Annotated in this window: 20 protein-coding genes; 12 read left to right on the plus strand and 8 right to left on the minus strand. The window is 55.8% G+C overall.

The genetic code is table 11. The features are described 5' to 3' along the window. Positions 1-48 precede the first annotated feature (48 nt). The 3 genes from EUU25_RS11900 (at position 49) to EUU25_RS11910 (ending at position 3,566) form a co-directional block, all read left to right on the plus strand. Entirely contained in the window at positions 49-963 is a 915-nt protein-coding gene (locus tag EUU25_RS11900; protein ID WP_158901240.1) for a sulfite exporter TauE/SafE family protein, read from the plus strand. Continuing rightward, complete coding sequence (locus EUU25_RS11905) at positions 960-1,724, plus strand: TIGR02186 family protein (RefSeq protein WP_158901242.1); 765 nt, start codon at positions 960-962, stop codon at positions 1,722-1,724. The genes EUU25_RS11900 and EUU25_RS11905 overlap by 4 nt, the downstream gene beginning before the upstream one ends. Before the next feature lie 105 nt (positions 1,725-1,829). Continuing rightward, a complete protein-coding gene (locus EUU25_RS11910) occupies positions 1,830-3,566 on the plus strand; it encodes an ATP-binding protein (protein WP_246162699.1) in 1,737 nt (578 codons plus the stop codon). A 230-nt stretch (positions 3,567-3,796) separates the two neighbouring features. Here the strand turns inward: EUU25_RS11910 and EUU25_RS11915 are convergent, their stop codons facing one another. The 5 genes from EUU25_RS11915 to EUU25_RS11935 form a co-directional block, all read right to left on the minus strand. Further along, positions 3,797-4,729: a right-handed parallel beta-helix repeat-containing protein gene (locus tag EUU25_RS11915; RefSeq protein ID WP_158901244.1), complete on the minus strand. Its 933-nt coding sequence runs from the start codon at positions 4,727-4,729 to the stop codon at positions 3,797-3,799. A 90-nt stretch (positions 4,730-4,819) separates the two neighbouring features. Then, on the minus strand, positions 4,820-7,438 hold the full coding sequence (metH, locus tag EUU25_RS11920) for a methionine synthase (RefSeq protein WP_158901246.1): 2,619 nt from the start codon (positions 7,436-7,438) through the stop codon (positions 4,820-4,822). A gap of 15 nt (positions 7,439-7,453) precedes the next feature. After that, positions 7,454-8,500, minus strand: coding sequence for a homocysteine S-methyltransferase family protein (locus EUU25_RS11925; RefSeq protein ID WP_158901248.1), 1,047 nt, complete (start codon positions 8,498-8,500; stop codon positions 7,454-7,456). Next, complete coding sequence (metF, locus tag EUU25_RS11930) at positions 8,497-9,438, minus strand: methylenetetrahydrofolate reductase (RefSeq protein ID WP_246162700.1); 942 nt, start codon at positions 9,436-9,438, stop codon at positions 8,497-8,499. Before metF ends, EUU25_RS11925 begins: the two co-directional genes overlap by 4 nt. Then, positions 9,435-10,394 (minus strand): ArsR/SmtB family transcription factor, encoded by a 960-nt coding sequence (locus EUU25_RS11935; RefSeq protein ID WP_158903369.1) that lies wholly within the window; start codon positions 10,392-10,394, stop codon positions 9,435-9,437. Before EUU25_RS11935 ends, metF begins: the two co-directional genes overlap by 4 nt. A gap of 253 nt (positions 10,395-10,647) precedes the next feature. Between EUU25_RS11935 and EUU25_RS11940 the strand changes: the two genes are divergently transcribed. Next, positions 10,648-10,947 carry a hypothetical protein gene (locus EUU25_RS11940; protein WP_158901250.1) on the plus strand — a complete coding sequence of 100 codons (300 nt, stop codon included), beginning with the start codon at positions 10,648-10,650 and terminating at the stop codon, positions 10,945-10,947. A 92-nt stretch (positions 10,948-11,039) separates the two neighbouring features. Then, entirely contained in the window at positions 11,040-11,216 is a 177-nt protein-coding gene (locus EUU25_RS11945; protein ID WP_158901252.1) for a hypothetical protein, read from the plus strand. 65 nt (positions 11,217-11,281) lie between these two features. On the opposite strand, the gene EUU25_RS11950 is transcribed toward EUU25_RS11945, so the two are convergent. After that, the gene (locus EUU25_RS11950; RefSeq protein ID WP_158901254.1) at positions 11,282-12,355 is read right to left on the minus strand and encodes a serine hydrolase; all 1,074 of its coding nucleotides are present in this window, start codon (positions 12,353-12,355) and stop codon (positions 11,282-11,284) included. Between the two features lie 279 nt (positions 12,356-12,634). Between EUU25_RS11950 and EUU25_RS11955 the strand changes: the two genes are divergently transcribed. Continuing rightward, positions 12,635-14,197, plus strand: coding sequence for a helicase HerA-like domain-containing protein (locus EUU25_RS11955; protein ID WP_158901256.1), 1,563 nt, complete (start codon positions 12,635-12,637; stop codon positions 14,195-14,197). Here EUU25_RS11955 and queF read toward each other — a convergent pair whose 3' ends face one another. Further along, entirely contained in the window at positions 14,198-14,656 is a 459-nt protein-coding gene (gene queF, locus EUU25_RS11960) for a preQ(1) synthase (protein WP_158901258.1), read from the minus strand. A gap of 665 nt (positions 14,657-15,321) precedes the next feature. Between queF and EUU25_RS11965 the strand changes: the two genes are divergently transcribed. The 4 genes from EUU25_RS11965 (at position 15,322) to metC (ending at position 19,560) form a co-directional block, all read left to right on the plus strand. Then, positions 15,322-15,903: a hypothetical protein gene (locus EUU25_RS11965; protein ID WP_158901260.1), complete on the plus strand. Its 582-nt coding sequence runs from the start codon at positions 15,322-15,324 to the stop codon at positions 15,901-15,903. A 45-nt stretch (positions 15,904-15,948) separates the two neighbouring features. After that, a complete protein-coding gene (locus EUU25_RS11970; RefSeq protein WP_158901262.1) occupies positions 15,949-17,472 on the plus strand; it encodes a cryptochrome/photolyase family protein in 1,524 nt (507 codons plus the stop codon). 64 nt (positions 17,473-17,536) lie between these two features. Continuing rightward, positions 17,537-18,379 (plus strand): 3-mercaptopyruvate sulfurtransferase, encoded by an 843-nt coding sequence (gene sseA, locus EUU25_RS11975; RefSeq protein ID WP_158901264.1) that lies wholly within the window; start codon positions 17,537-17,539, stop codon positions 18,377-18,379. After that, positions 18,376-19,560: a cystathionine beta-lyase gene (gene metC / locus EUU25_RS11980; protein WP_158901266.1), complete on the plus strand. Its 1,185-nt coding sequence runs from the start codon at positions 18,376-18,378 to the stop codon at positions 19,558-19,560. Before sseA ends, metC begins: the two co-directional genes overlap by 4 nt. A gap of 4 nt (positions 19,561-19,564) precedes the next feature. On the opposite strand, the gene EUU25_RS11985 is transcribed toward metC, so the two are convergent. Next, positions 19,565-20,434, minus strand: coding sequence for a 3-hydroxyacyl-CoA dehydrogenase NAD-binding domain-containing protein (locus tag EUU25_RS11985; protein ID WP_158901268.1), 870 nt, complete (start codon positions 20,432-20,434; stop codon positions 19,565-19,567). Positions 20,435-20,554: 120 nt separating this feature from the next. On the opposite strand from EUU25_RS11985, the gene EUU25_RS11990 reads away from it, so the two are divergent. Both EUU25_RS11990 and EUU25_RS11995 read left to right on the plus strand, forming a co-directional pair. Then, positions 20,555-21,565: a DUF1176 domain-containing protein gene (locus EUU25_RS11990; protein WP_158901270.1), complete on the plus strand. Its 1,011-nt coding sequence runs from the start codon at positions 20,555-20,557 to the stop codon at positions 21,563-21,565. Positions 21,566-21,692: 127 nt separating this feature from the next. Further along, on the plus strand, positions 21,693-22,997 hold the full coding sequence (locus EUU25_RS11995) for a homoserine dehydrogenase (protein ID WP_158901272.1): 1,305 nt from the start codon (positions 21,693-21,695) through the stop codon (positions 22,995-22,997). Positions 22,998-23,000: the final 3 nt, after the last annotated feature.

Genomic DNA, 23,000 nt, shown 5'->3' on the forward strand with positions numbered 1-23,000 from the left:
CGGTCTTTATCCCCGGTCCAAAACGGGTTAGGGTCTCCGCCATCACAAATGGATATCTATCTTCCCATCGCCAATTTGTCCGTCAATGCCCTTGTCATCATCCTGCTGGGTGGTGCGGTCGGCATGCTGTCGGGAATGTTTGGCGTTGGCGGTGGTTTCCTGACCACGCCGCTGCTGATCTTTTACGGCATTCCACCCACGGTCGCGGCGGCGTCTGCCTCTACGCAGGTCACCGGAGCAAGTGTTTCAGGTGTCTTTGCCCATATGAAACGCGGCGGTGTCGATTTTCAGATGGGCGCGGTGCTCGTGGTCGGCGGCATGTTCGGGACAGCCGCCGGGGCCGCAATATTCGAGATATTGGAGGCGCTGGGTCAAATCGATACCGTCATCAATATTCTCTATGTCGTCATGCTGGGTAGCATCGGCGGACTGATGGCAAAGGAAAGTCTGGGAAGTGTGCTGGCGGTGCGGGCCGGCAAGCCCCGCCCTGCCGCCAAACGCCGCCACCATCCGCTTGTTGCCAGCCTACCGATGCGGTGGCGTTTCTACCGTTCGGGTCTCTACATCTCACCGCTGGCTCCGCTGATCCTGGGCTTTGTAACTGGTATCATGACCATGCTGCTCGGCGTCGGTGGCGGCTTCATCATGGTTCCCGCAATGCTCTATCTGTTGGGCATGGGGGCGCAGGTGGTGGTCGGCACATCGCTGTTCCAGATATTGTTCGTCACCATGGCATCGACCATGATGCACAGCCTGACCACCAAGGCGGTGGATATCGTCCTTGCTGTCTTTTTGCTGATCGGCAGCGTCACCGGTGCGCAGATCGGCGCCCGTCTGGCGCAGCGTATGCGGCCCGACTATCTCCGCCTTTTGCTGGCGGCCATCGTCCTGCTCGTCGCGCTTCGCATGGCACTGGGTCTGGGATGGCGGCCCGATGAGATTTACACGGTGCAGGCGCTATGAAATGGATCGTGGCGCTGGCGTTGATGTTCCTGCCCCTCTCGCTTTCGGCGCAGGCGGTACCCAAATTGGTACCCGATGTGTCGCAGAGACAGATCAACATCCAGTCCGGCTTTACAGGGGCCGAATTGCTGCTTTTCGGGGCCATCATATATCCACGCGGCGTTGCACCCGAAGGCCAGGTCGATGTCGCCGTCGTGTTGCGCGGCCCCGCCCGGCCGATCACCTTGCGTGAAAAGCAGAAGATCGCCGGCATCTGGATTAACGCGGATAGCAGCGATTTCCGCTCGGTTCCGGTCTATTATGCAATCGCCTCCTCCCGTCCGCTCCGCAATATTGTCGACAGCAAAACCGCCGCCATTTACGAATTGGGCCTCGATAAGCTGCAGCTTTCGCCCAGCGGCGAAGTGGACGCGAAAGAACAGCGCCGTTTCAGCAATGGCCTTGTCGACTTGAAGCAGCGCAACGGGTTGTTTCGTCAAGAGGCCGGATCGGTCGAAATCACGGATCAGGTGCTTTATCGCGCCCGCCTGAAAATCCCGTCCAGTGTTCCAGTAGGCACCTATGTCGCCGAAACGCTGCTGATCCGGAACGGGCGGGTGATTGTGGCCGATGACAATGTCGAGGTGCGTGTGCGCAAGACAGGTTTCGAACAACTGATCACCGTTCTGGCGCAGGATTATTCCCTGTTCTACGGGGCCATGGCGGTCCTGGTGTCGCTGCTTCTGGGCTGGTTTGCAGGCTATATCTTCCAACGCATCTGATACGGCCTATTTTGGCTAAATCAGCAAAAAGTGCGGGGCCCGATAGTAAATAAATCTTTACTTTCTAACTCTACAGTCGGCCCGATCATAAAGGGCATTTCGACCATGGATATTAGCGGAAATCACCAGTTTTCATCGGCGCAACCCCTCGACAGCGCGGGCATGGCGACGGCACAGGCAGGCCCCGTCGCAATGGCACCGGCCGCCCGCGAGGCAGCCACGCACGTCCCGACAAACGGTCCGGCATTGCACCATATCGGTTTCGTTATGGAAATTGCTGGGTCCAGTTCGCAGGTCACGCTGGATTCCGGCGTGCTCAACGAGCTGATGGCGCACAGCGATCCCAGCATTGCCATGGCCGGGCAGGTTGGCAGTCAGATCAAGATACGCGTCGGCAGCACCTGGCTGCTGGCAAGCATCCGGACCCAGAAATTGCACGAACGTGAACAGGGAGTCATCATGGCCGCCGTGGATTTCCTCGGCGAAGGCGATGAAGAAAAATTGACGGGGAAAATCTATAATTTCCGCCGTGGTGTGACCCGCTATCCCGTTCCGGGCAGCGAAGTTTACGCTGTCTCCAGCTCGGATATGAAGCAGGTGTATGCCGCCGATGCCCGCGCGCATGTCGAAATCGGCACCGTTTTCCCTACCAAGGATATTCGCGGCGCGCTCTATGTCGACGCGATGCTCGGTAAGCATTTCGCGCTTCTGGGATCAACCGGTACCGGTAAGTCCACCAGTGCGGCCCTGATCCTGCATAAAATATGCGATATCGCGCCCGAGGGCCATATCGTCATGATCGACCCGCACGGCGAATATTCCGCCGCGTTCAAGAACAACGGCGCGCTGTTCGACGTCAACAACCTCGCCATGCCCTATTGGATGATGAACTTTGCCGAACATTGCGAAGTCTTTGTGACATCCACCGGGGACGACAAGCAGATCGACAGCGACATTTTGGCCCGCTGCCTGTTGCAGGCCCGTTCGAAAAACCGGATTGCCGAAAGCATCGGCAAGCTGACCGTCGATGCCCCGATCCCCTATCTGTTGTCGGATCTGACCAACATCATCCAGACCGAAATGGGCAAATTGGACAAGGCGACAAACAGTGCGCCGTTCATGCGTCTGAAGGGCAAGATCGAGGAACTGAAAGCCGATCCGCGCTATAACTTCATGTTCTCCGGCATGTTGGTGGGTGACACCATGGCCGATTTTGTCGGCAAGATTTTCCGTCTGCCATCGGGCGGTAAGCCCATCTCGATCATCGACGTGTCGGGCGTTCCGTCCGATATTACGTCAACAGTGGTCGCCGTTTTGTCGCGCCTTGTCTTTGACTATGCCATCTGGTCGCGCAACGAACCGCAGCGTCCCATCTTGCTGGTCTGCGAAGAAGCCCACCGTTACATTCCGTCCGACCGCGTGTCCAAAGCCAGCGCCGTACGCTCGATCTTGGAGCGTATCGCCAAGGAAGGCCGTAAATATGGCGTGTCGCTGGGCCTCATTACGCAGCGTCCGTCCGACTTGGCCGAAGGTGTGTTGTCGCAGTGCGGCACGATCATCTCGATGCGTCTCAACAACGACCGCGACCAGGCCTTTGTCCGCGCAGCGATGCCCGAAGGTGCACGCGGCTTCCTGGATTCCATCCCCGCGCTGCGCAACCGCGAATGCATCATTTGCGGTGAAGGTGTGAGCATTCCCATCCGCGTCGCTCTCGACAATCTCGAGGAAGAAAAGCGCCCGGCATCGGAAGACCCGCTGTTCAGCCAGTTGTGGCAGGAAACCGGCGGCGAAAGCGAGATATTGGAACGTGTCGTCAGAAGGTGGCGCGCCCAGGGCCGGTAAGGCGGCTTCGCCTTGCGCAACTGCGCAACGGCAACCCGATGCCACATGGTTGCAATGTTGGATAAGATTTTGCAGCAAGGCTGCGCCTGCCGAAGGGCAGGACGCGGCTCTTTGAACTGTTGAATATCCTTACGGAGTCCGCCTGATTGTCCGTTAATTTAACGCAACAAAGGATACAGTTTCGCCCCTCGTTTGCGTATCTTTTGTATCTTTAGGGTCAGGACCTAAGTTCAGCGGCGCTCGAACGGCTTCAGTCCGCGTCCCAGCCGGTTGCCACCCAACGCGATACGATCACCCGACCAGTCGGCTAGAAAAGTTGTTTGCCGGTCCACCCCGGGGGCGATGCTGGCTTCATTGGCATTAATGGCGAGGCCAGCGCTTGTCTGCTGACGGCCTTCGGGGGCGACGGTGATAAAGGCGCTGTAATTTTCCTTGCTCGCCCCTTGCACAAAAATATTGCGAACGATGCTGCCGGTTGCCCCGTTGGGCAAGTCGATCATGTAATTGGTTTCCTTGCCGCGCGTGTCGTCAAAGGCATTGTCGCTGATGGTCACCTGCGCCGCCCGGCTTTTGACATAATGCCCGCCATTGCCGCGTTCAAACCGGCTGTTGGTCACCGTTAGCGAGCCATAGCCGCCAATATAAATGCTGTGCGCGCAGCTCAGCCCCCGGTCGCAGCGTCCCAATCCAGAAAAGGTCGACTGGTCGATGCGGATCGAGGCCGAACGGTCCTCCGCAGTCAGGATGCCCTGTTCGCTATTCCGGAAGATGGCCCGCGTGACGGTCAGGTCGCCTTTTTCCAGGCGTATACCCGCACCATTGGCATCGGGCACGCGCATATTCTGGAAAATAATGCCGTCGACACTTGCGGCTTGCCCGCGCAGCACAAGCGCGGCCTTGCCTTCACAGGTCGCGCCGTCGAACACCACTTGCCCCGGAACTGCCGCGCGGAACGCGATCACACCCGCCGTCTGGATGGCGCATTGCCGATAGCTGCCCGGCGCGATGATGATGGTCCCTTCATCCTCGCCGATCGAATCCACGGCTTTTTGCAAAGTTGTATAGCTCCGTCCGGTTTCGGCATTCTGGAACGGTGCGGACGACTGCGCCGTGGCTGGAACTGCGCTGAGCAGGCTGATGAGCAGAAGCTGGGTTTTTCGCATAGCCTAAGCCTCATATCCGAGACGGCCCTGCTGAACCAGCCGGTTAACCAAGGCGGCAGGGCGCCGTCCCTTTGGGGGACAGCGCCACCTTTAGATGTTGAGGTTCGGCCGCAACCAGCGTGTCGCCGTGTCCATATCGACACCGCGGCGCGCCGCATATTCGGTCACCTGATCTTCGCCGATGCGCGCCACGCCGAAATATTCGGCCTGCGGATGACCAAAGTAAAAGCCGCTGACGGCTGCCGTCGGCAACATCGCAAAGCTTTCGGTCAGCGTGATGCCGGTCTTGTGCGTTGCATCCAGCAGGTCGAACAAAATGGGCTTCAGGCTGTGGTCAGGGCAGGCCGGATAGCCCGGCGCAGGCCGTATTCCGCGATACTCTTCCCGAACCAGCGCCTCATTTGTCAATTGCTCGTCGGGCGCATAGCCCCATAATTCCTTACGAACATGCTGGTGCATCCGCTCGGCAAAGGCCTCGGCCAGCCGGTCGGCGAGCGCCTTCAGCATGATGTCGGAATAATCGTCGATATGCGCTTTAAATTCGGCAAGCTTCGTGCCGATGCCATGGCCCGTCGTTACCGCGAAGCCGCCGATCCAGTCGCCGTCCGGGCTGATGAAATCCGCGAGGCACATATTGGCCTTGCCCTCCCGCTTGGCAATTTGCTGTCGCAGGAAGGGCAGGCGGATATGCTCTTCGGTGTCTTCGCAATAGACGACGACATCGTCGCCATCGCGCCAACAGGGCCAAAGCCCGGCAACGCCTTTTGCCCGCAACCATTTTTCATTGATGATGCGGTCCAGCATGGCTTGCGCATCTTTGAACAGGTTGGCGGCGCTTTCGCCGACAACCTCATCGGTCAATATCGACGGATAGGTGCCGTGCAATTCCCACGCCCGGAAAAAAGGTGTCCAGTCGATATAGTCCCGCAGGTCGGCCAGGTCCCAGTCATCAAAGACATGGACGCCCGGTTGACGCGGTGGGGCAGGCTTCAGGCTTTCGTCGATTTCAAACCCATTGGCACGCGCTTCATCCAGCGTCGCCAAAGGCTTGGCGGTCTTACCGGCACGCGCATCGCGGATATGGCTATATTCGGCACGCGTTTCGGCAACGAATTTGTCGGCCATGGTGTCGCTGACAAGAGTTCCGGCAACACCCACCGCGCGGGAGGCATCGAGAACATGAATGACCGGACCGGAATAGACCGGCTCGATACGCAGCGCGGTGTGGGTCTTGGACGTGGTCGCCCCGCCGATCATCAGCGGCATGGTCATACCCGCCTTTTGCATTTCCTCGGCGACCGTGACCATCTCGTCCAGCGACGGCGTGATAAGCCCTGAAAGACCGATCATATCGGCGTCATTTTCGACCGCGGCTTTCAGGATTTCTGACCAGGGAACCATGACGCCCAGGTCCACAATCTCGAACCCGTTGCACTGCAGGACGACGCCGACGATATTTTTGCCGATATCATGGACGTCACCCTTTACGGTCGCCATGACGATCTTGCCCTTGCCCTTGGAATTCTCGTCCTTCTCGGCCTCGATATAAGGGAAAAGATGCGCCACAGCCTTTTTCATGACGCGCGCCGATTTGACGACCTGCGGCAGGAACATTTTGCCGGAACCGAACAGATCGCCGACAACATTCATGCCGTCCATCAATGGGCCTTCGATGACCTCGATCGGGCGGCCACCGGCCTGTTTGATGGCCAGACGCGCCTCTTCGGTGTCGTCAACGATATGGGCGTCGATCCCTTTGACCAGTGCATGTTCGAGCCGCTTTGTAACCGGCCAACCGCGCCATTCGGCCTCGGCTTTTTCCTGCGCCACATCGGTGCCGCGGTATTTTTCGGCCAGAGAGATCAGCCGCTCGGTCGCATCGGCATCACGGTTGAGAATGACATCCTCACACGCAACACGAAGCTCGGGGTCAATATCATCATAAATGTCGAGCTGGCCGGCATTGACAATCGCCATGTCCAGTCCGGCCGGGATCGCGTGGTAGAGAAAGATCGAATGCATTGCCCGGCGGACAGGCTCGTTACCCCGGAAGGAGAAGGAAAGGTTCGAAAGACCGCCCGAATAATGGGCGTGCGGGCACAAGACCCGCAGCTCTTTGACTGCTTCGATGAAGTCGACACCGTAATTATTATGCTCTTCGATACCGGTGGCGACAGCAAAGATATTGGGGTCGAAAATGATGTCCTCGGGCGGAAAGCCGGTGCCGACCAATAGCTCATAGGCACGCTTGCAGATTTCGACTTTTCGTTCCTTGGTATCTGCTTGGCCCTTTTCATCAAAGGCCATCACCACAACTGCGGCGCCATAGGCCATGCACAGACGCGCATGCTGCAGGAACTGCTCTTCGCCCTCTTTCATTGAAATCGAATTTACGATGGGCTTGCCCGAAACGCATTTGAGACCCGCCTCGATCACACTCCATTTTGAACTGTCGATCATCAGCGGCACGCGCGCAATGTCAGGTTCGGCTGCGATCCGCTTGATAAACGTCGTCATCGCTTCATGCGCGTCGAGCAGACCTTCATCCATATTGATGTCAATAATCTGGGCACCATTTTCGACCTGATCGCGCGCCACTTCGACGGCGGCTTCATAATCGCCAGCGAGGATCAATTTCTTGAACTTGGCGCTGCCAGTAACATTTGTGCGTTCGCCGATATTGACGAACCGGGAGGAGGACGGGGTCATGATTTCTTTTCTAGTTCAAGCGGCCATGATGAAGGGTTCGAGACCAGCTAATCTGGTCAAGACAGGGGGCTGTGGAATGTGTCTTGGCGCACGGTCTTCGACGGCCTTGGCTATGGCAGCAATGTGCGCGGGCGTTGTGCCGCAACATCCGCCCACCACATTGACCAGACCGTCGTCAAGCCATGCTTCGATCAAGGTCGCGGTTTCGGCGGGAAGCTCGTCATATTGACCAAGCTCGTTCGGCAATCCCGCATTGGGATAAGCCATGATAAGCGCGTCTGCCTGCTTTGCCAGTGCCGCCAAATGCGGTCGTAACAAGTCGGCGCCGAAAGAGCAGTTCAAGCCGACTGTCAGCGGCTTTACATGCCGGATCGCCGCCCAGAAGGCTTCGACCGTATGGCCGGAAAGGTTGCGGCCCGCCATATCGGTGATAGTCATCGAGATCATCAAGGGGACATCGCGGCCGCAGGCGTCGGCGGCCTCCTGCGCCGCCATTGCGGCACATTTGGCGTTCAATGTATCAAATATTGTTTCAATCAACAGGAAATCGACACCGCCTTCAATCAAGGCATCGCACTGCTCGCGATAGACATTTCTCAGATAGTCGAAATCAATCTCCCGAAATCCGGGGTCATTAACATCGGGCGACAGCGATAACGTCTTGTTCGTCGGCCCGATCGAACCGGCTACGAATCGGCGCTTGCCATCCCTTACTTCAAATTCGTCGCAGCACGCTCGCGCCAGCTTTGCTGATTCAAGGTTCAGTTCCCGCACCAGATGTTCGCAGCCATAATCTGCCATGCTGATCTGGGTTGCACTGAAGGTATTGGTTTCGATCATGTCGGCACCAGCTTCCAGATAGGCGCTATGAATCGCCTTAACGATGTCGGGGCGGGTTATCGATAGCAGATCATTATTACCCTTCTGATCGTGCGTTAGTTCAAGATTGCCCCGGTAATCCGCTTCAGTAAGCTTGTAACCCTGGATGGCTGTTCCATAGCCGCCATCAAAAACGAGTATCCGCTTGTCCGCCCGTGCGCGGAATGCATCACGCGCGCTCATGCCGCCTTCTCCTGCGCTGCAGACACCGGACGTTTTCCAAGCAGATGGCAGATTGCGTAGGACAATTCCGCACGATTGAGCGTGTAAAAGTGGAAATCGCGAACCCCGCCGGCATATAAGCGGCGGCACATTTCGGCCGCGATGGTCGCGGCGACTAACTGACGGGCGGGCGGATGGTCGTCCAACCCTTCAAACAAATGCGCCATCCATGCAGGTATCGCGGTTCCGGTCATGTTGGACATGCGGGTGATTGCCGCAAAATTGGATACTGGCATGATACCGGGCACTATCTCTGCGGTGATTCCTGCTGCGGCAACAGCGTCGCGGAATCGGAAAAAGGTTTCTGGTTCAAAGAAGAATTGGGTGATCGCCCGGCTGGCACCTGCATCCAACTTACGCTTCAGGAAATCGATATCGGTCGCGGCCGAAGCGGCTTCCGGGTGTGTTTCTGGATAAGCGCTGACGGAAATTTCGAACGGATGAATTTTTTGCAGGCCTTCGACAAGTTCCGCTGCGCTGGCATAGCCATCCGGATAAGGCGTGAATCTTCCATCTGCCGTCGGCGAATCCCCACGCAGAGCTACGATATGGCGTACTCCTGCTTCCCAATAGGCATGGGCAACTTCGGCTATCTCGCTTTTGGTTGCCTCGACGCATGTCAAATGGGCAGCAGCAGGAATGCTTGTTTCACGGGCGATGCGTGCAACCGTGCTGTGGGTGCGCTCCCGAGTTGAACCCCCGGCACCGTAGGTCACCGACACAAAACGCGGGGCCAGCGGCGCCAAAGTTACGACCGAGTCCCACAGCTGTTCTTCCATCTTTTCTGTTTTTGGTGGAAAAAATTCGAAACTGATTTCACAATCGCCGGGCAGACCCGCAAAAAGAGGGTCCGCCAGCGCACGGCTAGCTTCCTGCATCTGCGCAAGAGGGAAAATCATGCAACTATCCTTAATTTGCTATTCTGTGTGGTTGCAGCCTGTGCCTGTTTCTGGCCCATCCAGACTTTGACCGCGAGCGTGCCGCCATCCAACGCGAGCTGGTGCGCTAGATGCACATTGTTCGCCTGAAAAGCTTTAACGATAAGATCATCGGCAAAACCAAGTCGGGCATGCGCATGGACGGTGCGCAATTCTTCGCGGTCGTGCGCTGCAAAGTCGACAATGACGAGACGACCCTTGGGTGCGAGGACCCGGCACGCTTCCGCTATAACTCCTTCAGGGTGCTGCGCATAATGCAAGACCTGATGAAAGATGATCGTATCAAACATTGCGTCGTTGAACGGCAGCGCATTGAAATCGCCGAGCATGAAGTCAACATTCGCAGCAACAGCGCTATCCAGATTACCCAATTTTGCTCGGGCTATCCGCAACATTTCAGTACTGCTATCCAGCGCCACAAACGATTGTGCATCGCTTGCAAAAAGCTCCATCATGCGACCAGTGCCGGTACCTACATCTAGCACGCGACCGATCGGAGCAGTTGAAAGAATTCTGTGAATGGCGTTTTCGACTTCTGATTCAGCTACATGTAATGAACGTAGCGAGTCCCACTCTTCTGCATGTGCCGAAAAATAGGCGGCTGCAGTCGCCGTGCGCGCCGCTCTTACTTCTTCAAGTTTAAGCAGATCGCGCTGAAAGGACTTTGCTTGGGTAATATCGACATCTGCAAAGAGCGGAGACAGTCTGCCCTCACTCAAGACACTGCCGGGCCGCATAAACACCCAACTCCCCTCTTTTCGGCGTTCCAATATTCCGGCCTCGTCCAAAATGCGGATGTGCCGAGAAACACGGGGCTGACTCTGACCCAAAATCTGTACCAATTCACCAACAGAAAGTTCGAGCCGAAGTATCAAAAACACGATTCGCAACCGCGTCGGATCCGCAAGAGCTCGCATAATGTTAAGTAAATCGATCACAAGACAGGCATATAAAGAAATCTTTATATGCTGTCAATTGGCTCAAATTCGCCATGTTTTCTACCTTAAAGGTAGAGTTTACCCCAAATATAGTGGTGCTCGCCGCACAAGTCGCAAAAACCCGATTGCCATGAAAAATTGAAGCGGCTAGAGGAGCAAACCGCAGTCATATTTGCATTCGTGCATTGTGCCTGTCAGGTTTTCAATAAGTTTTGCTAGGGGGTTTTCCCAAATGAAGAAAATTGCTGTATCTCTCGTTCTCGCCGCTTCGCTCGGCCTGGCTGCATGCTCGGGCGCTGAAGAAGCAACCACCGAAGCTGCTGACGCAACCGCAGAAGCAACCACCGAAGCTGCTGACGCTGCTGTAGAAGGCGCTGACGCTGCTGCAACCGACGCTGCTGCCGCAACCGCTGAAACCGCCGACAAGGCTGGTGAAATGGCTGACGCTGCTGGTGAAGCTGCTGACAAGGCTGGTGAAGCCGCTGCTAAGGCTGGTGAAGCTGCAGACGCTGCTAAGGAAGCTGCGAAGTAATATCGCACTTTCAGCGCAAGCTGATTTAAAAAAGGCCGTCCTGACTTCAGGGCGGCCTTTTTGTTTTGTCCAAATGTCGGTAGATGTTCGAAATGCCTAAGCGATCATTTGCCCTGTTACTTCTCCTCTGCCTGACGGGCGCTTGTGGAGCGGAACCCGGTGAAACAAACATCGGTGGTGTAACCGCTGACGATGCGCGCGCACTCGACGATGCAGCGCAAAAACTCGATAGCGAGAATGAATTAAATGAAACGCGGCAGCGGGATTAACTGTTGCCCCTTATACCGAAAAATATATGGAACGACCGCCCACATAAGGGCTGACAACATAACAGCTATCGCTGGTGATACGTGGCTACGGACCGCGACACAAATTGCATGAACGCCATCCTCTCGGGAATAGAGGATGTGGTGCTGCCCATCATTACAGCCACAGCATAGCGGGTGCCGTCGGGTGCGGTCATTATGCCAATGTCATTATAGCCTGTCGACACAGGCGAAAGTATCTGCCCAGTCCCCGTTTTATGCAAAAACCGCCAACCTGCAGGCACACCCGCCTTTAAACGGTTTGGACCACTGCTTGTCCGAGACATGATGTCGAGGAGCAAACGAGTTGATGTGGCGGACAATAGTTCGCCCTTGGCCAGCTTTCCCAAGGCCCGGACGATTGCTTCAGGGGATGCGCCATCGACAGGATTAGCCAGATATCGGTCCAGCGCAGCCTTCCGGGTAGCCAGGGGCACGGCATCTCGCGCCACATAGAAACGCCGCCCGATCGCATATTCCTGCTTCCATTCCATACCGGCAATGCCACTTTGCAATGCTCTCTCACCCGGACCAAAACGGATAGCGCTTAGCTTCTTCCGGGTCATGAAAGCCCTGACGGCTTGCGGACCGCCTGCCGTGCGCAGCAACGAATCGTTGGCAGTGTTATCGCTTGCCGTAATGGCTTGCTCGAGCAAGCTTAAAACCGTTTCCTCGATTTGGCCGTTGGCAATGACGCGCTCGCGAATGGGCTGATGAAACACGGCCAAGTCATCGGTGGTAATGCGAACACGCTGGTCAAGTTTCAGCTTACCCTGGTCCACGAGATCCAAAATGGTCATTGCGACCCAGGTTTTCGATACGCTTTGCTGGGGAAACAATTCATCCAGCCTGCGACCAAGTACCCAATCGCCACCGTCGATGCGCATGACCGCAACGCCAGTCTTTCCGGGGAATTGGCGCCACTGCTCATGCAGCAAATTTTCGAGACCCTCCGGCGGACGACCGACAGAGGGCCGTGCCACCTCGGGCATTGCAGGACGCGGCCCGGGCGCAGGTGCGGGACCTGTTGCCGGACGGGTTACGGGTGCCGGAGGCTTTGGAGCAGGTAGAATAGGGCTATCTGGCGCGACACAAGCGGACATCAGGAAAAGCAAACAAAGAGATGCAATGATCCTTCCGCCCGGTTTGTGACCGAAATGAAAGCGCCCTGTCGAGTGTGATATCATGATCTTCCGTTAGAGCGGAAATCGAGCGCGCGATATGATGCTCTGTTCTATTTGCGACGAACGATTCTGTGTCATCGACGAAAAGCGGCTGAAGCGCCCGGAAAGGCAATTTCGTCACTATGCAGGATTTACTTGACGTTCCAAGCCGTCCGTAGTTGTCCTGTCATTACAATAAATGGCTATGGGTAGGAATTTATGGACAGCATCTTTATCGGCAAAAGTGCAAATGGTCCGGAGGCTCTTAATTTAAAGAGAGCCAACCGCCACGGCTTGATAGCGGGCGCTACAGGCACCGGGAAAACCGTCACTCTGCAGGGCCTCGTCGAGGGCTTCTCTGCCGCTGGAGTCCCAACATTTGTCGCTGACGTAAAAGGCGATCTTTCCGGCCTTGCGATGGCAGGTTCACCGCAAACCAAAACGCATGAAATTTTCGCGGGGCGCGCAGCCGAAATTGGGCAAACCGATTGGGCCTATAAAGACAACCCCACGCAATTCTGGGATCTTTTCGGCGAACAGGGCCACCCGATCCGTACAACGGTTTCCGAAATGGGTCCTCTGCTGCTGTCCCGCTTGATGGACTTGAACGAAGTTCAGGAAGGTGTTTTGACCATAGCCTTTCATGTTGCGGACAAGGACGGTCTGCTCATGCTCGATCTCGACGATCTGCAAGCGATGTTGGTGCATTGCGGAGAGCGGGCAGACGAATTGACGCTTGAATATGGAAATATTTCCAAACAGTCTGTCGGCAGCATCCAAAGATCGGTTTTGCAATTGCGCAGCCAAGGCGGAGAACATTTCTTCGGTGAACCGGCACTTGACCTGATGGACTTTATCAAAACCGACGACTCCGGCCGGGGAATTGTCAATATTCTTGCGGCCGACAAGCTAATGGCCAGCCCGAAGCTTTATTCGACATTCCTGCTTTGGCTTCTGTCCGAACTGTTCGAAAATTTCCCCGAAGTTGGCGACGCTGACAAGCCCAAAATGGTGTTCTTCTTTGATGAAGCGCATCTGTTGTTCAACGACGCGCCGAAAGCGTTGCTCGAGAAAATCGAACAGGTCGTCCGGCTGATCCGCTCCAAAGGAATCGGCGTGTATTTCATTACACAGAACCCTATCGATATTCCCGATACTGTGGCCGCACAGCTGAATAATCGTATTCAACACAAACTGAACGCCTTCACACCCCGCGATCAACAAGCTGTTAAATCGGCTGCGGAAACCTTTCGCCCCAATCCCGACATCGACGTCGCACAGGTCATTACCGAACTGAAAATCGGGGAAGCGCTCGTGTCCTTGCTGCAACCCGACGGTTCGCCGTCCATTGTGCAAAGGACATTGATCAAGGCACCCGCAAGCCGTGTTGGTCCGTTAACGCCGCAGGAACGCGGCGTCATGATCCAGACAGATGCTATCGGCGATAAATATGATGCGCTGATCGACCGGGAATCGGCCGAAGAAATTCTCGTTGCCAAGGCCGCACAAGCCTCCGCCGCGGCCGATGAAGCAAAAGCGCAGGCCGCAGCGGACAAGGAGGCTGCTCTGGCTGCAAAAGAAAAGGCCAAGGCAGATGCGGCTGCTGCCAAAGAGCTTGCGCGCCAGCAAGCTGCGGCTGAACGTGAGGCGGCCAAGCCCAGCATGGCGGAAAAAATGGTACAATCAGCTGCCAGATCAGCAGCAACCTCCGTTGGACGTCAGTTGGCGGGGTCGCTCGGAAAATCGTTGGTGCGCGGCATATTGGGCAGTCTCTTTAAATAATCAGCCACGCCCGCGATAGGGTGCTACACCTTGGTCTGGTAGCCATAATCCCTTGGGAGGCTCGCCGGATTGCCAGAACACGTCGATCGGAATGCCACCACGTGGGTACCAATACCCGCCGATGCGTAGCCAATGGGGCTTCATTTCGTTTAAAAGCCGCTGACCAATCCCCACCGTGCAATCTTCATGGAAAGCCGCATGATTGCGAAAGGATCCAAGAAACAATTTGAGGGATTTTGATTCGACGATTGTCGCATCGGGCGCGTAGTCGATCACAAGATGCGCGAAATCCGGCTGTCCCGTCACGGGGCAAAGGGACGTGAATTCCGGCACCGCAAAACGGGCAACGTAAAGGGTTCCTGGCCGCGGGTTGGGAACATAGTCCAGATTGGCATCTTCCGGTGAGGATGGCAAATCGCTTTGTTGGCCAAGAAAGGCGGTTTTAGGTTGTTCGCTCATAGCGTGCGCATTTATCCGTTTCACCGCAGGATGCAAACAGCTCGTTGGAAAGCGTGCCGTTATTCATCCATCATTCAGCGCCCGGGGCTGTTTGAACCAGCTTTTATCGGGTTCAGAAAGTCAATAAAATGGCGCGGCTTGCGCAATTCGCTTCACTCTTATGTTTGCTGGTCGCGCCGCTGCACGCACAAGAAGCGCTCCCCCAAACCCCACCCGAACTGCGTGATTTCCGGATCGAACCTGAACGCGCACAACCAGAGCCCACTTCAGGCCCTGAGGTCCGACCCTCCCTAACCCAGCCCGCCCCCGAACCCGCTGCGCCCGACAGGACAGCAGACACAACGCCCGATAGGCCGGCACCTATATCTAATGTTACGCCAAACCGCCGGCAGACAGACGAGACCGCACCGAATCGTCAGGCACCGTCAACGGCGGCGGCTGCACCTGAATCGATTCAACCAATCAACGACAGTGCCACTGCCACGCCAGAAGCTGAGCCTGAACCTGCAATCGCCGCCCCTCAACCACCACAAGATGCGCCAATTAGCCCCACTACGCTCGTCGAAAGAAATTGGCACCTCGTAGCATTAGTACTGCTAGCCTTACTCTGTATCCTGTTTGTCGGCTGGTTCGTTAGGCGCCGTAAGCGCGATAATTTTACGGTGGTGCACGAAAGATTACCTTCAATAGAAGTTGAAGAAACAGGTGCCCCTCTAGCACCCTATGACAGCGCTGCACGAACACAGCCGAACGAAATCAAGCCGCAGATCATACTGGAGTTCAGGCCGGAACGCGCCACGTTGAGCTTTACCGCTCTCACCGTTATAGGGACGCTGGTTATCGAGAATTTAGGCAAGGAAACTGCCACGGACATGCACATGCGTGCGACGATGATTTCAGCAAGTCGCAACCAGGTTGCCACAATCAACGCCTTTTTCGACGGATCCATTCCTGTCGAGGACAACATCTTGGGCGATGCAAAGGCAGGCGAGAAAATTGCCTTGGAATTGGAAATATCCATCCCGTCGCAAGAATTACAAGGCTACTCAGTGGCGGAGCGCCAGATTGTTGTGCCTGTGATTGTGGCCCATCTTTCGTATAGCTGGTCAGGTGGCAAGGATTCGAGCCGCCTCGCTTGTCTCGTCGGTCGGGAGGCGCAACCCCCGCAAGGAAAAATGGGGCCATTACGTCTCGACCTCGGGCCTCGTAGTTTCAGTCCTTTGGGCCAGCGTCCCCTGTATGCCTAAATGCCTGTATCGCGTTCGGTGAACCCGAATGTTTATGCACCATTTATGACCACATTAGTTCTTATTTTAGGCGATCAGTTGAGCCTCAATATTTCATCCCTTGAAGGGAGGGATAAAAACCGGACGGTCATTCTGATGGTCGAGGTGCATGAGGAGTCTGTCTACGTAAAACACCATAAAGCAAAGCTGGTCTATATTCTGTCGGCGATGCGGCACCATGCAGAACTGCTACGTTCAGAAGGCTGGCTTGTAGACTATGTCACGCTCGATGATCCTGAAAATGCGGGAAGTTTTACAGGAGAACTTGCCCGCGCGATCGAACGTCATGCACCCAAACAAATCTGCGTCACCGAAGCGGGCGAATGGCGCGTGAAAGCTATGCTCGACAGCTGGCATGACCGTTTTGTTGTTCCGGTTACAATCAATCCAGATAATCGGTTTCTTGCCACCCACGCCGAGTTTGAAGCGTGGGCCGAAGGTCGCAAGCAACTTCGCATGGAATATTTCTACCGCAGCATGCGGTGCAAATCGGGCCTTCTTATGGACGGGAATGACCCGGCAGGTGGGCAATGGAATTATGATGCGGAAAACCGCAAACCTGCAAATCGGGACACCGCAATTCCTCGCCCTCTCCATTTCACACCTGATCCCATAACGCGCGATGTGATGCAGTTAGTCACCGCGCATTTTAGCGATCATATTGGCAGCATGGATTCCTTTGGTTTTGCCGTTACCCGCGCCGACGCCCTGAAGCAGCAAACACACTTCCTCGACCATGTCTTGGCTCGATTCGGGGATTATCAGGATGCGATGCTAACGGATGAGCCCTTTCTCTGGCACTCAATCCTTTCTCCCTATATAAATTCGGGGCTGCTTGACCCGGTGGAACTCTGCAAAGAAGTCGAGCAACGTTATCGGGATGGGAACATTCCCCTAAACGCTGCGGAGGGGTTTGTCCGGCAGATCATCGGGTGGCGCGAATATGTTCGCGGAATCTACTGGTTAGCCGGACCGGACTACGTCCGTCGCAATGAGTTGGGGGCTACAAGGCCGCTTCCCAGCTTTTACTGGACCGGGCAGACCGACATGCATTGCATGTCCCAAGCCATCGGACAGACCCTTGAATATGCCTATGCGCACCATATCCAACGGCTGATGATTACAGGTAATTTTGCGCTTCTCATCGGTGTAGAGCCGCAAGAAGTTCATCAGTGGTATCTCGCCGTCTATGCGGATGCCTATGAGTGGGTCGAACTGCCAAACACGCTGGGAATGAGCCAATTTTCCGACGGCGGAATGCTAGCATCCAAGCCTTACGCGGCGAGTGGCGCCTATATCAGCCGGATGTCCGACTATTGCCGTTCGTGCCGATACGACGTCAAATCAAAAACCGGTCCCGATGCCTGCCCCTTCAACTCCCTATACTGGGACTTCATCGCGCGGAATGAAGCGAAGTTGCGCGGCAATCCCCGAATGGCCCTGACCTACAAAAATTGGGAGCGGATGAGCGCGACAGACAAATCGGCATTGCAACGACAGGCAACGAAGTTTCTGGAAACACTTGGCTAGATTGGAAAAGCACCTTATCTTGCACCGCACAAGAATCAAAAAACAGCGGGCTAGGACATAGAATATGGAACTTTTGGTAAGCACCGAATGGCTGGCAAAAGAGATCGGTGCCTCCGATTTACGCATCGTCGATGCAACGTGGTTCATGCCCGATGCCGGTCGTAATGCACAGGCCGAGTATGAAGGCGGTCACATCCCGACTGCAGTATTCATGGATCTGGAAGAGTTAGCCGACGCAAATAGCACTTTGCCCAACACCCTGCCCCCGCCAGAAAAATTTGCCAGTCGCATGCAGTCGTTAGGACTTGGCGATGGAAGCCGTATCGTTGTGTACGACGACAGCCCCTTTAAATCGGCAACCCGCGCCTGGTGGATGCTGACTTTATTCGGTGCTCACGACGTTGCCATTCTGGACGGCGGCATCGCCAAATGGAAAGCTGAAGGGCGCGCACTGGAAACCGGCAAGCCTTCCTTGCGTCACCGCCATTTTACGGTCTGGAAAGACGATAAGGGCGTAAAGTCGAAGGCGGATATGCTGGCCAATCTGCACAGCCGCGAAGCCGTTGTTGTGGACGCCCGCGGCGCGGGTCGGTTCACCGGCGAGGAAGCCGAGCCGCGGCCCGAAATGGCGTCCGGACATATCCCGGGCAGCCGCAATTTGCCCTTTGGCAATCTGTACAACCCCGACGGTACATGGAAAAGGGGCGATGATCTCGTCGCCGCCTATACACAAGCAGGCGTTGATCTGGGCAAGCCGATGATTACCACATGTGGTTCCGGAATGACCGCAGCCGTTGTTCTGTTTGGCGCGCGACTGACCGGCAAGAAGGATGTCGCATTATATGACGGAAGCTGGTCCGAATGGGGCTTGGATAAGGATACTCCAAAGGAAACGGGTGCGGCTTGAGTTCCGAAAAGCCCCGCAAGACCGCAACACAATTGGTGACAGGCGGGCGTAAGAAGGAATTTACAGGATCGGTTGTAAATGTTCCTGTCTGGAGGGCTAGTACCCATCTCTACTGTGATGTTGCTAGCCTCGAAGCGGGAAAGGAAACTAACGCCGACGGCCGCTTTTTTTACGGTCGCCGCGGGTCACCGACACAATGGGCGCTTGCCGACGCGCTGACCGGTATGGAACCAGGGGCGGCAGGAACAATGCTGTACCCGTCGGGCGTCGCAGCGATTTCTTGCGCCTTGCTTTCCGTCTTACGGCCGGGCGATGTCCTGTTGATGACGGATAATGCATATGATCCCAGTCGCTCCTTTGCCGATGGATTTCTGAAGCGTTTTGGAATCGAAACCCGCTATTTCGATCCGCTCATCACTGATTATGGCAGCCTTTTCTGCGAGAGGACGCGAGCGATATTGCTTGAAGCCCCCGGCAGTCTGACTTTCGAGGTGCAAGATGTACCGGCGATATGCGCAGAAGCCAAAAAGCGGGGTGTCGTCACGCTGCTCGATAACACATGGGCAACGCCCTATTTCTTCACGGCACTGAACAAGGGAGTCGACATGACCATTTTAGCCGCCACTAAATATATTGTGGGGCATAGCGATGTCATGTTGGGCTGTGTGACCACCCATGAAAAGTATTGGACGCGTCTGCGCCAGACTGCGCAACAACTCGGTCAGATTGTATCGCCGGATGACGCCTTTCTCGCCAGCAGAGGACTGCGTACTCTGGCCGTTCGGATGAATGCGCATGAGGCATCTGCTCTCAAAATAGCACGCTGGCTACAAACTCGTCCGGAAGTCGAAACCGTATTACACCCGGCGCTGCCCGAATGCCCCGGACATGCTTTTTGGGCACGTGATTTTACGGGCTCCTCTGGTCTTTTTTCCTTTGTACTAAAGGGGAGCAAGGCCAAGGCAGCGGCATTCGTTGACGCGTTGGACCTGTTCGGTATCGGATATAGTTGGGGCGGCTTTGAAAGTCTTGCCCTCCCTGTTCACCCGGAAACTTGCCGGTCGGAGGTCCCATGGGATACCAGCCGAAATATCATCCGCCTACAAATAGGGCTCGAAGACAGTGACGACTTGATTGCGGATCTCGAATCGGCTTTCGGTCAAACGACAGGGTTAGACTGAAAACTCAGCGCGTTGGTACAGGCTCTTCGCCGTTATAATCATAAAATCCCCGCTTCACTTTCCGGCCGTACCAACCTGCTTCGACATATTTTTGCAGAAGGGGCGCTGGACGGAATTTCGGATCACCTGTCGACGTAAACAGCACATTTGTGATTTCGAGACAGGTATCGAGACCAATAAAGTCAGCCAGTGTCAAAGGCCCCATCGGATGGTTAAGCCCTAACCGGCACGCTGTGTCGATGTCCCGAATACTCGCAACACCCTCACCTAGTGCAAAGCAGGCTTCGTTGATCATCGGCATCAGAACACGATTCACGATGAAACCCGGCGCATCATTGGCGAACACCAATTGCTTGCCAAGCGCCTCGCCATAGCGCCGCACTAGATCAACTGTGGCGTCGCTCGTCGCCAGCCCGCGGATAATTTCGATCAATCCCATAACAGGTACTGGGTTGAAAAAATGCACGCCGATAAAGCGCGCGGGGTCTGATGAAGCCTGCGCCAGACGGGTGATAGGAATAGACGATGTGTTGGAGGCTAGAACTGCGTCCGCCCCTAAAATGGTTCCTACGGCTTCGAAGATCTTGCGCTTTATTTCCTCACGTTCCGTTGCAGCTTCAATGATCAATGCTGCATCCGCCATAGGCGCGTAACTTCCCACCGGTTCAATGCGTGCCAGCAATGCTTCTGCGTCGGGTTGCGTTATCTTTTCTTTTTCAACCAATTTGCCCAAAGCTTTTGCAATGCCGGCTTTTCCGGTTTCGGCCCGCGCAAGATCAATGTCCGACAGATAGACATGATAGCCTGCGCTTGCGCTTACTTGCGCGATGCCCGCACCCATCTGCCCCGCTCCGATAACACCCACTGCGCGCATGATTTTCTCCAACTAAACTGAGTCCGAAAGCCCCTAGCTTAGGTCGTCCAAAAGCGCTAGCCTGCGGCTATGCACAGGGCAATTTTCGCGTCAGCATTATTCGTTACAGGGGCATCGATCATGGCGTCGGCCCCGGTACCAACCCCTGGAAAGGTCATGACCTATAAAGATTGGACGGTCGGCTGTGATAATGGTCTGTCCTGTCAAGCAGTCGCGCTAAAACCGGATGGTCCATGGGACGATGGACTTTCCGTTGTTGTTACGCGCAAAGCAGGACTTCAAGCGCAACCGATAGTCGAAATCAGTGGCTTTCCTGCAAAGCTGGGACGTTTTCGGCTTTTGGTGGATGGCAAAGTGACCGAAACCGGTTCGCTACAAACCGGAGCTGAATCGATTACCCTGAAAGACGCCACAGCGGTAAAGGTCGCCCGCGCTTTGGCAAAGGGAACGTCGCTACAGCTTGTGGACGCAAGCGGCGCCAAATACGGGGCTGCGTCTTTGTCCGGTGTGGCCGCCGCGCTGCGATATGTCGATAGCGTTCAAGGTCGTGCTGGATCCAAAGGCGCGGTCATCGCGCTTGGTGCGCGAAAGGCCGCTGCCAAAAAAGCGATGATTCCTATCTTCGAGGTCCGGAAAATCGCACCAAGCGATGTGTTGCCAGACGCTTCGGCGCTGGTAGCCCTTTCGGAAGGGAGTCCCTGTGCGCAGGAACGCTTCGGTTCGACGCAGGATACGGCCTATAGTTTAGGCAACGGACCCGGCGGCGCACAATCTCTCGTGATGCTCAACTGCGGCGCAGGCGCTTATAATTTTTCCTCGGGCATTTATGTCGGGCAACGTAACGCAGCCGGAAAGTGGACGTTTGAGCCTGCCAAATTTGATTATGGCGCCACGGGTTTTTCCGCGGACAGTAAAATTCCCTTGTTGGTGAATGCCGACTGGGACGCCGCGACACAGACGATCGGCAGCTATTCCAAAGGCCGCGGACTGGGCGATTGTGGTTCATCCGAAAGCTGGGTTTGGGATGGAACGATGTTTCGCCTCACGGAAGCGACCGTGATGGGCGAATGCCGGGGTTCGGTAGACTGGATCCCCGTGTGGCGGGCCGAGGTAAAACTGTTACCGCGCTAATCGGTGGCCGCCATTGTTTTACCCGTTTTCCAAATGCAGGCAGCCAGCTTGGGCTGGTAATTTCAGTCCGAAACGCCTAAGCGCACCGCCAATGCTCGCAACTTGGCAGAAAGCTTGAACCCAAAAAATGTCCTCCCCCCTTCGTATTGCGCTCGCTGGTCTCGGCACCGTCGGTACCGGCGTTATCCAACTGATTGAGGAAAATAGCGCGCTCATTGCGCGTCGTGCGGGGCGGCCTATCGAGATTGTCGCCGTTACGGCGCGTGACCGCTCCAAGAATCGGGGTGTCGACCTTTCAGCCTACCGCTGGGTCGACGATATGGGCGAACTGGCCACGGCCAGCGATATCGATGTTGTCGTAGAGCTGGTAGGTGGTTCGGACGGACCTGCCCTGACCCTCGCACGCGAGACGCTGTCCAACGGGCGATCCTTTGTCACCGCGAACAAGGCCATGATCGCCCATCACGGCGCTGAATTGGCGAAACTGGCCGAGAGCAAAAACACGGCCCTGAAATTTGAAGCGGCGGTCGCCGGCGGCATACCGGTCATTCAAGGTTTGCGCGACGGTGCCGCCGCAAACCGGATTGACCGTGTCTATGGCATTTTAAACGGGACCTGCAATTTCATCCTTTCGACGATGGAGAAGGAAGGTCTGGATTTCACGGATGTCCTATCCGATGCACAGGCTAAGGGCTTTGCCGAGGCGGATCCGAGTTTTGATATCGACGGCATTGATGCCGCACATAAGCTTGCAATCCTGGCTTCGCTCAGTTTCGGATCGGAGATTGACTTTGGGGGCGTAGAAGCGCGCGGCATACGCAAGATTTTGGCGGCGGATATCGCGCAGGCGAAGGCGCTGGGATACAGGATTCGGCTTATCGGACTTGCGGAAATAGACGGCGAAAACGGTGCTTCGGAAATCTTCCAGCGAGTTCAGCCCTGCCTCGTTCCCTTGGCGCATCCGTTGGCGCACGTCACGGGCGCGACCAATGCCGTCGTAGCCGAGGGCAATTTCTCGGGTCGATTGCTATTTCAAGGTGCCGGCGCGGGCGATCGGCCGACTGCATCGGCAGTTGTGGCCGACCTTGTGGATATTGCACGGAAGGAAACAGGGCCTGCCTTTTCCATGCCATCGTCCGAACTCGAAAAGCTTCCCCGCGCCGCATCCGCACATCGCGTTGGAAAAACCTATATCCGCATGATCGTCGCAGACCGGGTCGGTGTACTGGCCGAAATCACCGCGGCGATGCGCGATGCCGGATTGTCGATCGAAAGCCTGATCCAGACCGAGACCAGTGATGACGGGTCTGCCTTGATCGCCATGGTCACCCACGCAGGACCCGAACAAGCTATCAACGACACATTGAAAACGCTGGCTCCGTCGGAAAGCCTGATGGGCGAGCCCATGGTGATGCACATATTGGGGGAATAACCC

The organism is Sphingorhabdus lacus (assembly GCF_009768975.1).
GTDB lineage: Bacteria > Pseudomonadota > Alphaproteobacteria > Sphingomonadales > Sphingomonadaceae > Sphingorhabdus_B > Sphingorhabdus_B lacus.

What these genes read in the sequence shown, in the direction of transcription:
- EUU25_RS11900 (WP_158901240.1), top strand. Translation starts at nt 49, where the DNA reads ATGGATATCTATCTTCCCATCGCCAATTTGTCCGTCAATGCCCTTGTC.
- EUU25_RS11905 (WP_158901242.1), top strand. Translation starts at nt 960, where the DNA reads ATGAAATGGATCGTGGCGCTGGCGTTGATGTTCCTGCCCCTCTCGCTT.
- EUU25_RS11910 (WP_246162699.1), top strand. Translation starts at nt 1,830, where the DNA reads ATGGATATTAGCGGAAATCACCAGTTTTCATCGGCGCAACCCCTCGAC.
- EUU25_RS11915 (WP_158901244.1), bottom strand. Translation starts at nt 4,729, where the DNA reads ATGCGAAAAACCCAGCTTCTGCTCATCAGCCTGCTCAGCGCAGTTCCA.
- metH (WP_158901246.1), bottom strand. Translation starts at nt 7,438, where the DNA reads ATGACCCCGTCCTCCTCCCGGTTCGTCAATATCGGCGAACGCACAAAT.
- EUU25_RS11925 (WP_158901248.1), bottom strand. Translation starts at nt 8,500, where the DNA reads ATGAGCGCGCGTGATGCATTCCGCGCACGGGCGGACAAGCGGATACTC.
- metF (WP_246162700.1), bottom strand. Translation starts at nt 9,438, where the DNA reads ATGATTTTCCCTCTTGCGCAGATGCAGGAAGCTAGCCGTGCGCTGGCG.
- EUU25_RS11935 (WP_158903369.1), bottom strand. Translation starts at nt 10,394, where the DNA reads ATGCGAGCTCTTGCGGATCCGACGCGGTTGCGAATCGTGTTTTTGATA.
- EUU25_RS11940 (WP_158901250.1), top strand. Translation starts at nt 10,648, where the DNA reads ATGAAGAAAATTGCTGTATCTCTCGTTCTCGCCGCTTCGCTCGGCCTG.
- EUU25_RS11945 (WP_158901252.1), top strand. Translation starts at nt 11,040, where the DNA reads ATGCCTAAGCGATCATTTGCCCTGTTACTTCTCCTCTGCCTGACGGGC.
- EUU25_RS11950 (WP_158901254.1), bottom strand. Translation starts at nt 12,355, where the DNA reads ATGTCCGCTTGTGTCGCGCCAGATAGCCCTATTCTACCTGCTCCAAAG.
- EUU25_RS11955 (WP_158901256.1), top strand. Translation starts at nt 12,635, where the DNA reads ATGGACAGCATCTTTATCGGCAAAAGTGCAAATGGTCCGGAGGCTCTT.
- queF (WP_158901258.1), bottom strand. Translation starts at nt 14,656, where the DNA reads ATGAGCGAACAACCTAAAACCGCCTTTCTTGGCCAACAAAGCGATTTG.
- EUU25_RS11970 (WP_158901262.1), top strand. Translation starts at nt 15,949, where the DNA reads ATGACCACATTAGTTCTTATTTTAGGCGATCAGTTGAGCCTCAATATT.
- sseA (WP_158901264.1), top strand. Translation starts at nt 17,537, where the DNA reads ATGGAACTTTTGGTAAGCACCGAATGGCTGGCAAAAGAGATCGGTGCC.
- EUU25_RS11985 (WP_158901268.1), bottom strand. Translation starts at nt 20,434, where the DNA reads ATGCGCGCAGTGGGTGTTATCGGAGCGGGGCAGATGGGTGCGGGCATC.
- EUU25_RS11990 (WP_158901270.1), top strand. Translation starts at nt 20,555, where the DNA reads ATGGCGTCGGCCCCGGTACCAACCCCTGGAAAGGTCATGACCTATAAA.
- EUU25_RS11995 (WP_158901272.1), top strand. Translation starts at nt 21,693, where the DNA reads ATGTCCTCCCCCCTTCGTATTGCGCTCGCTGGTCTCGGCACCGTCGGT.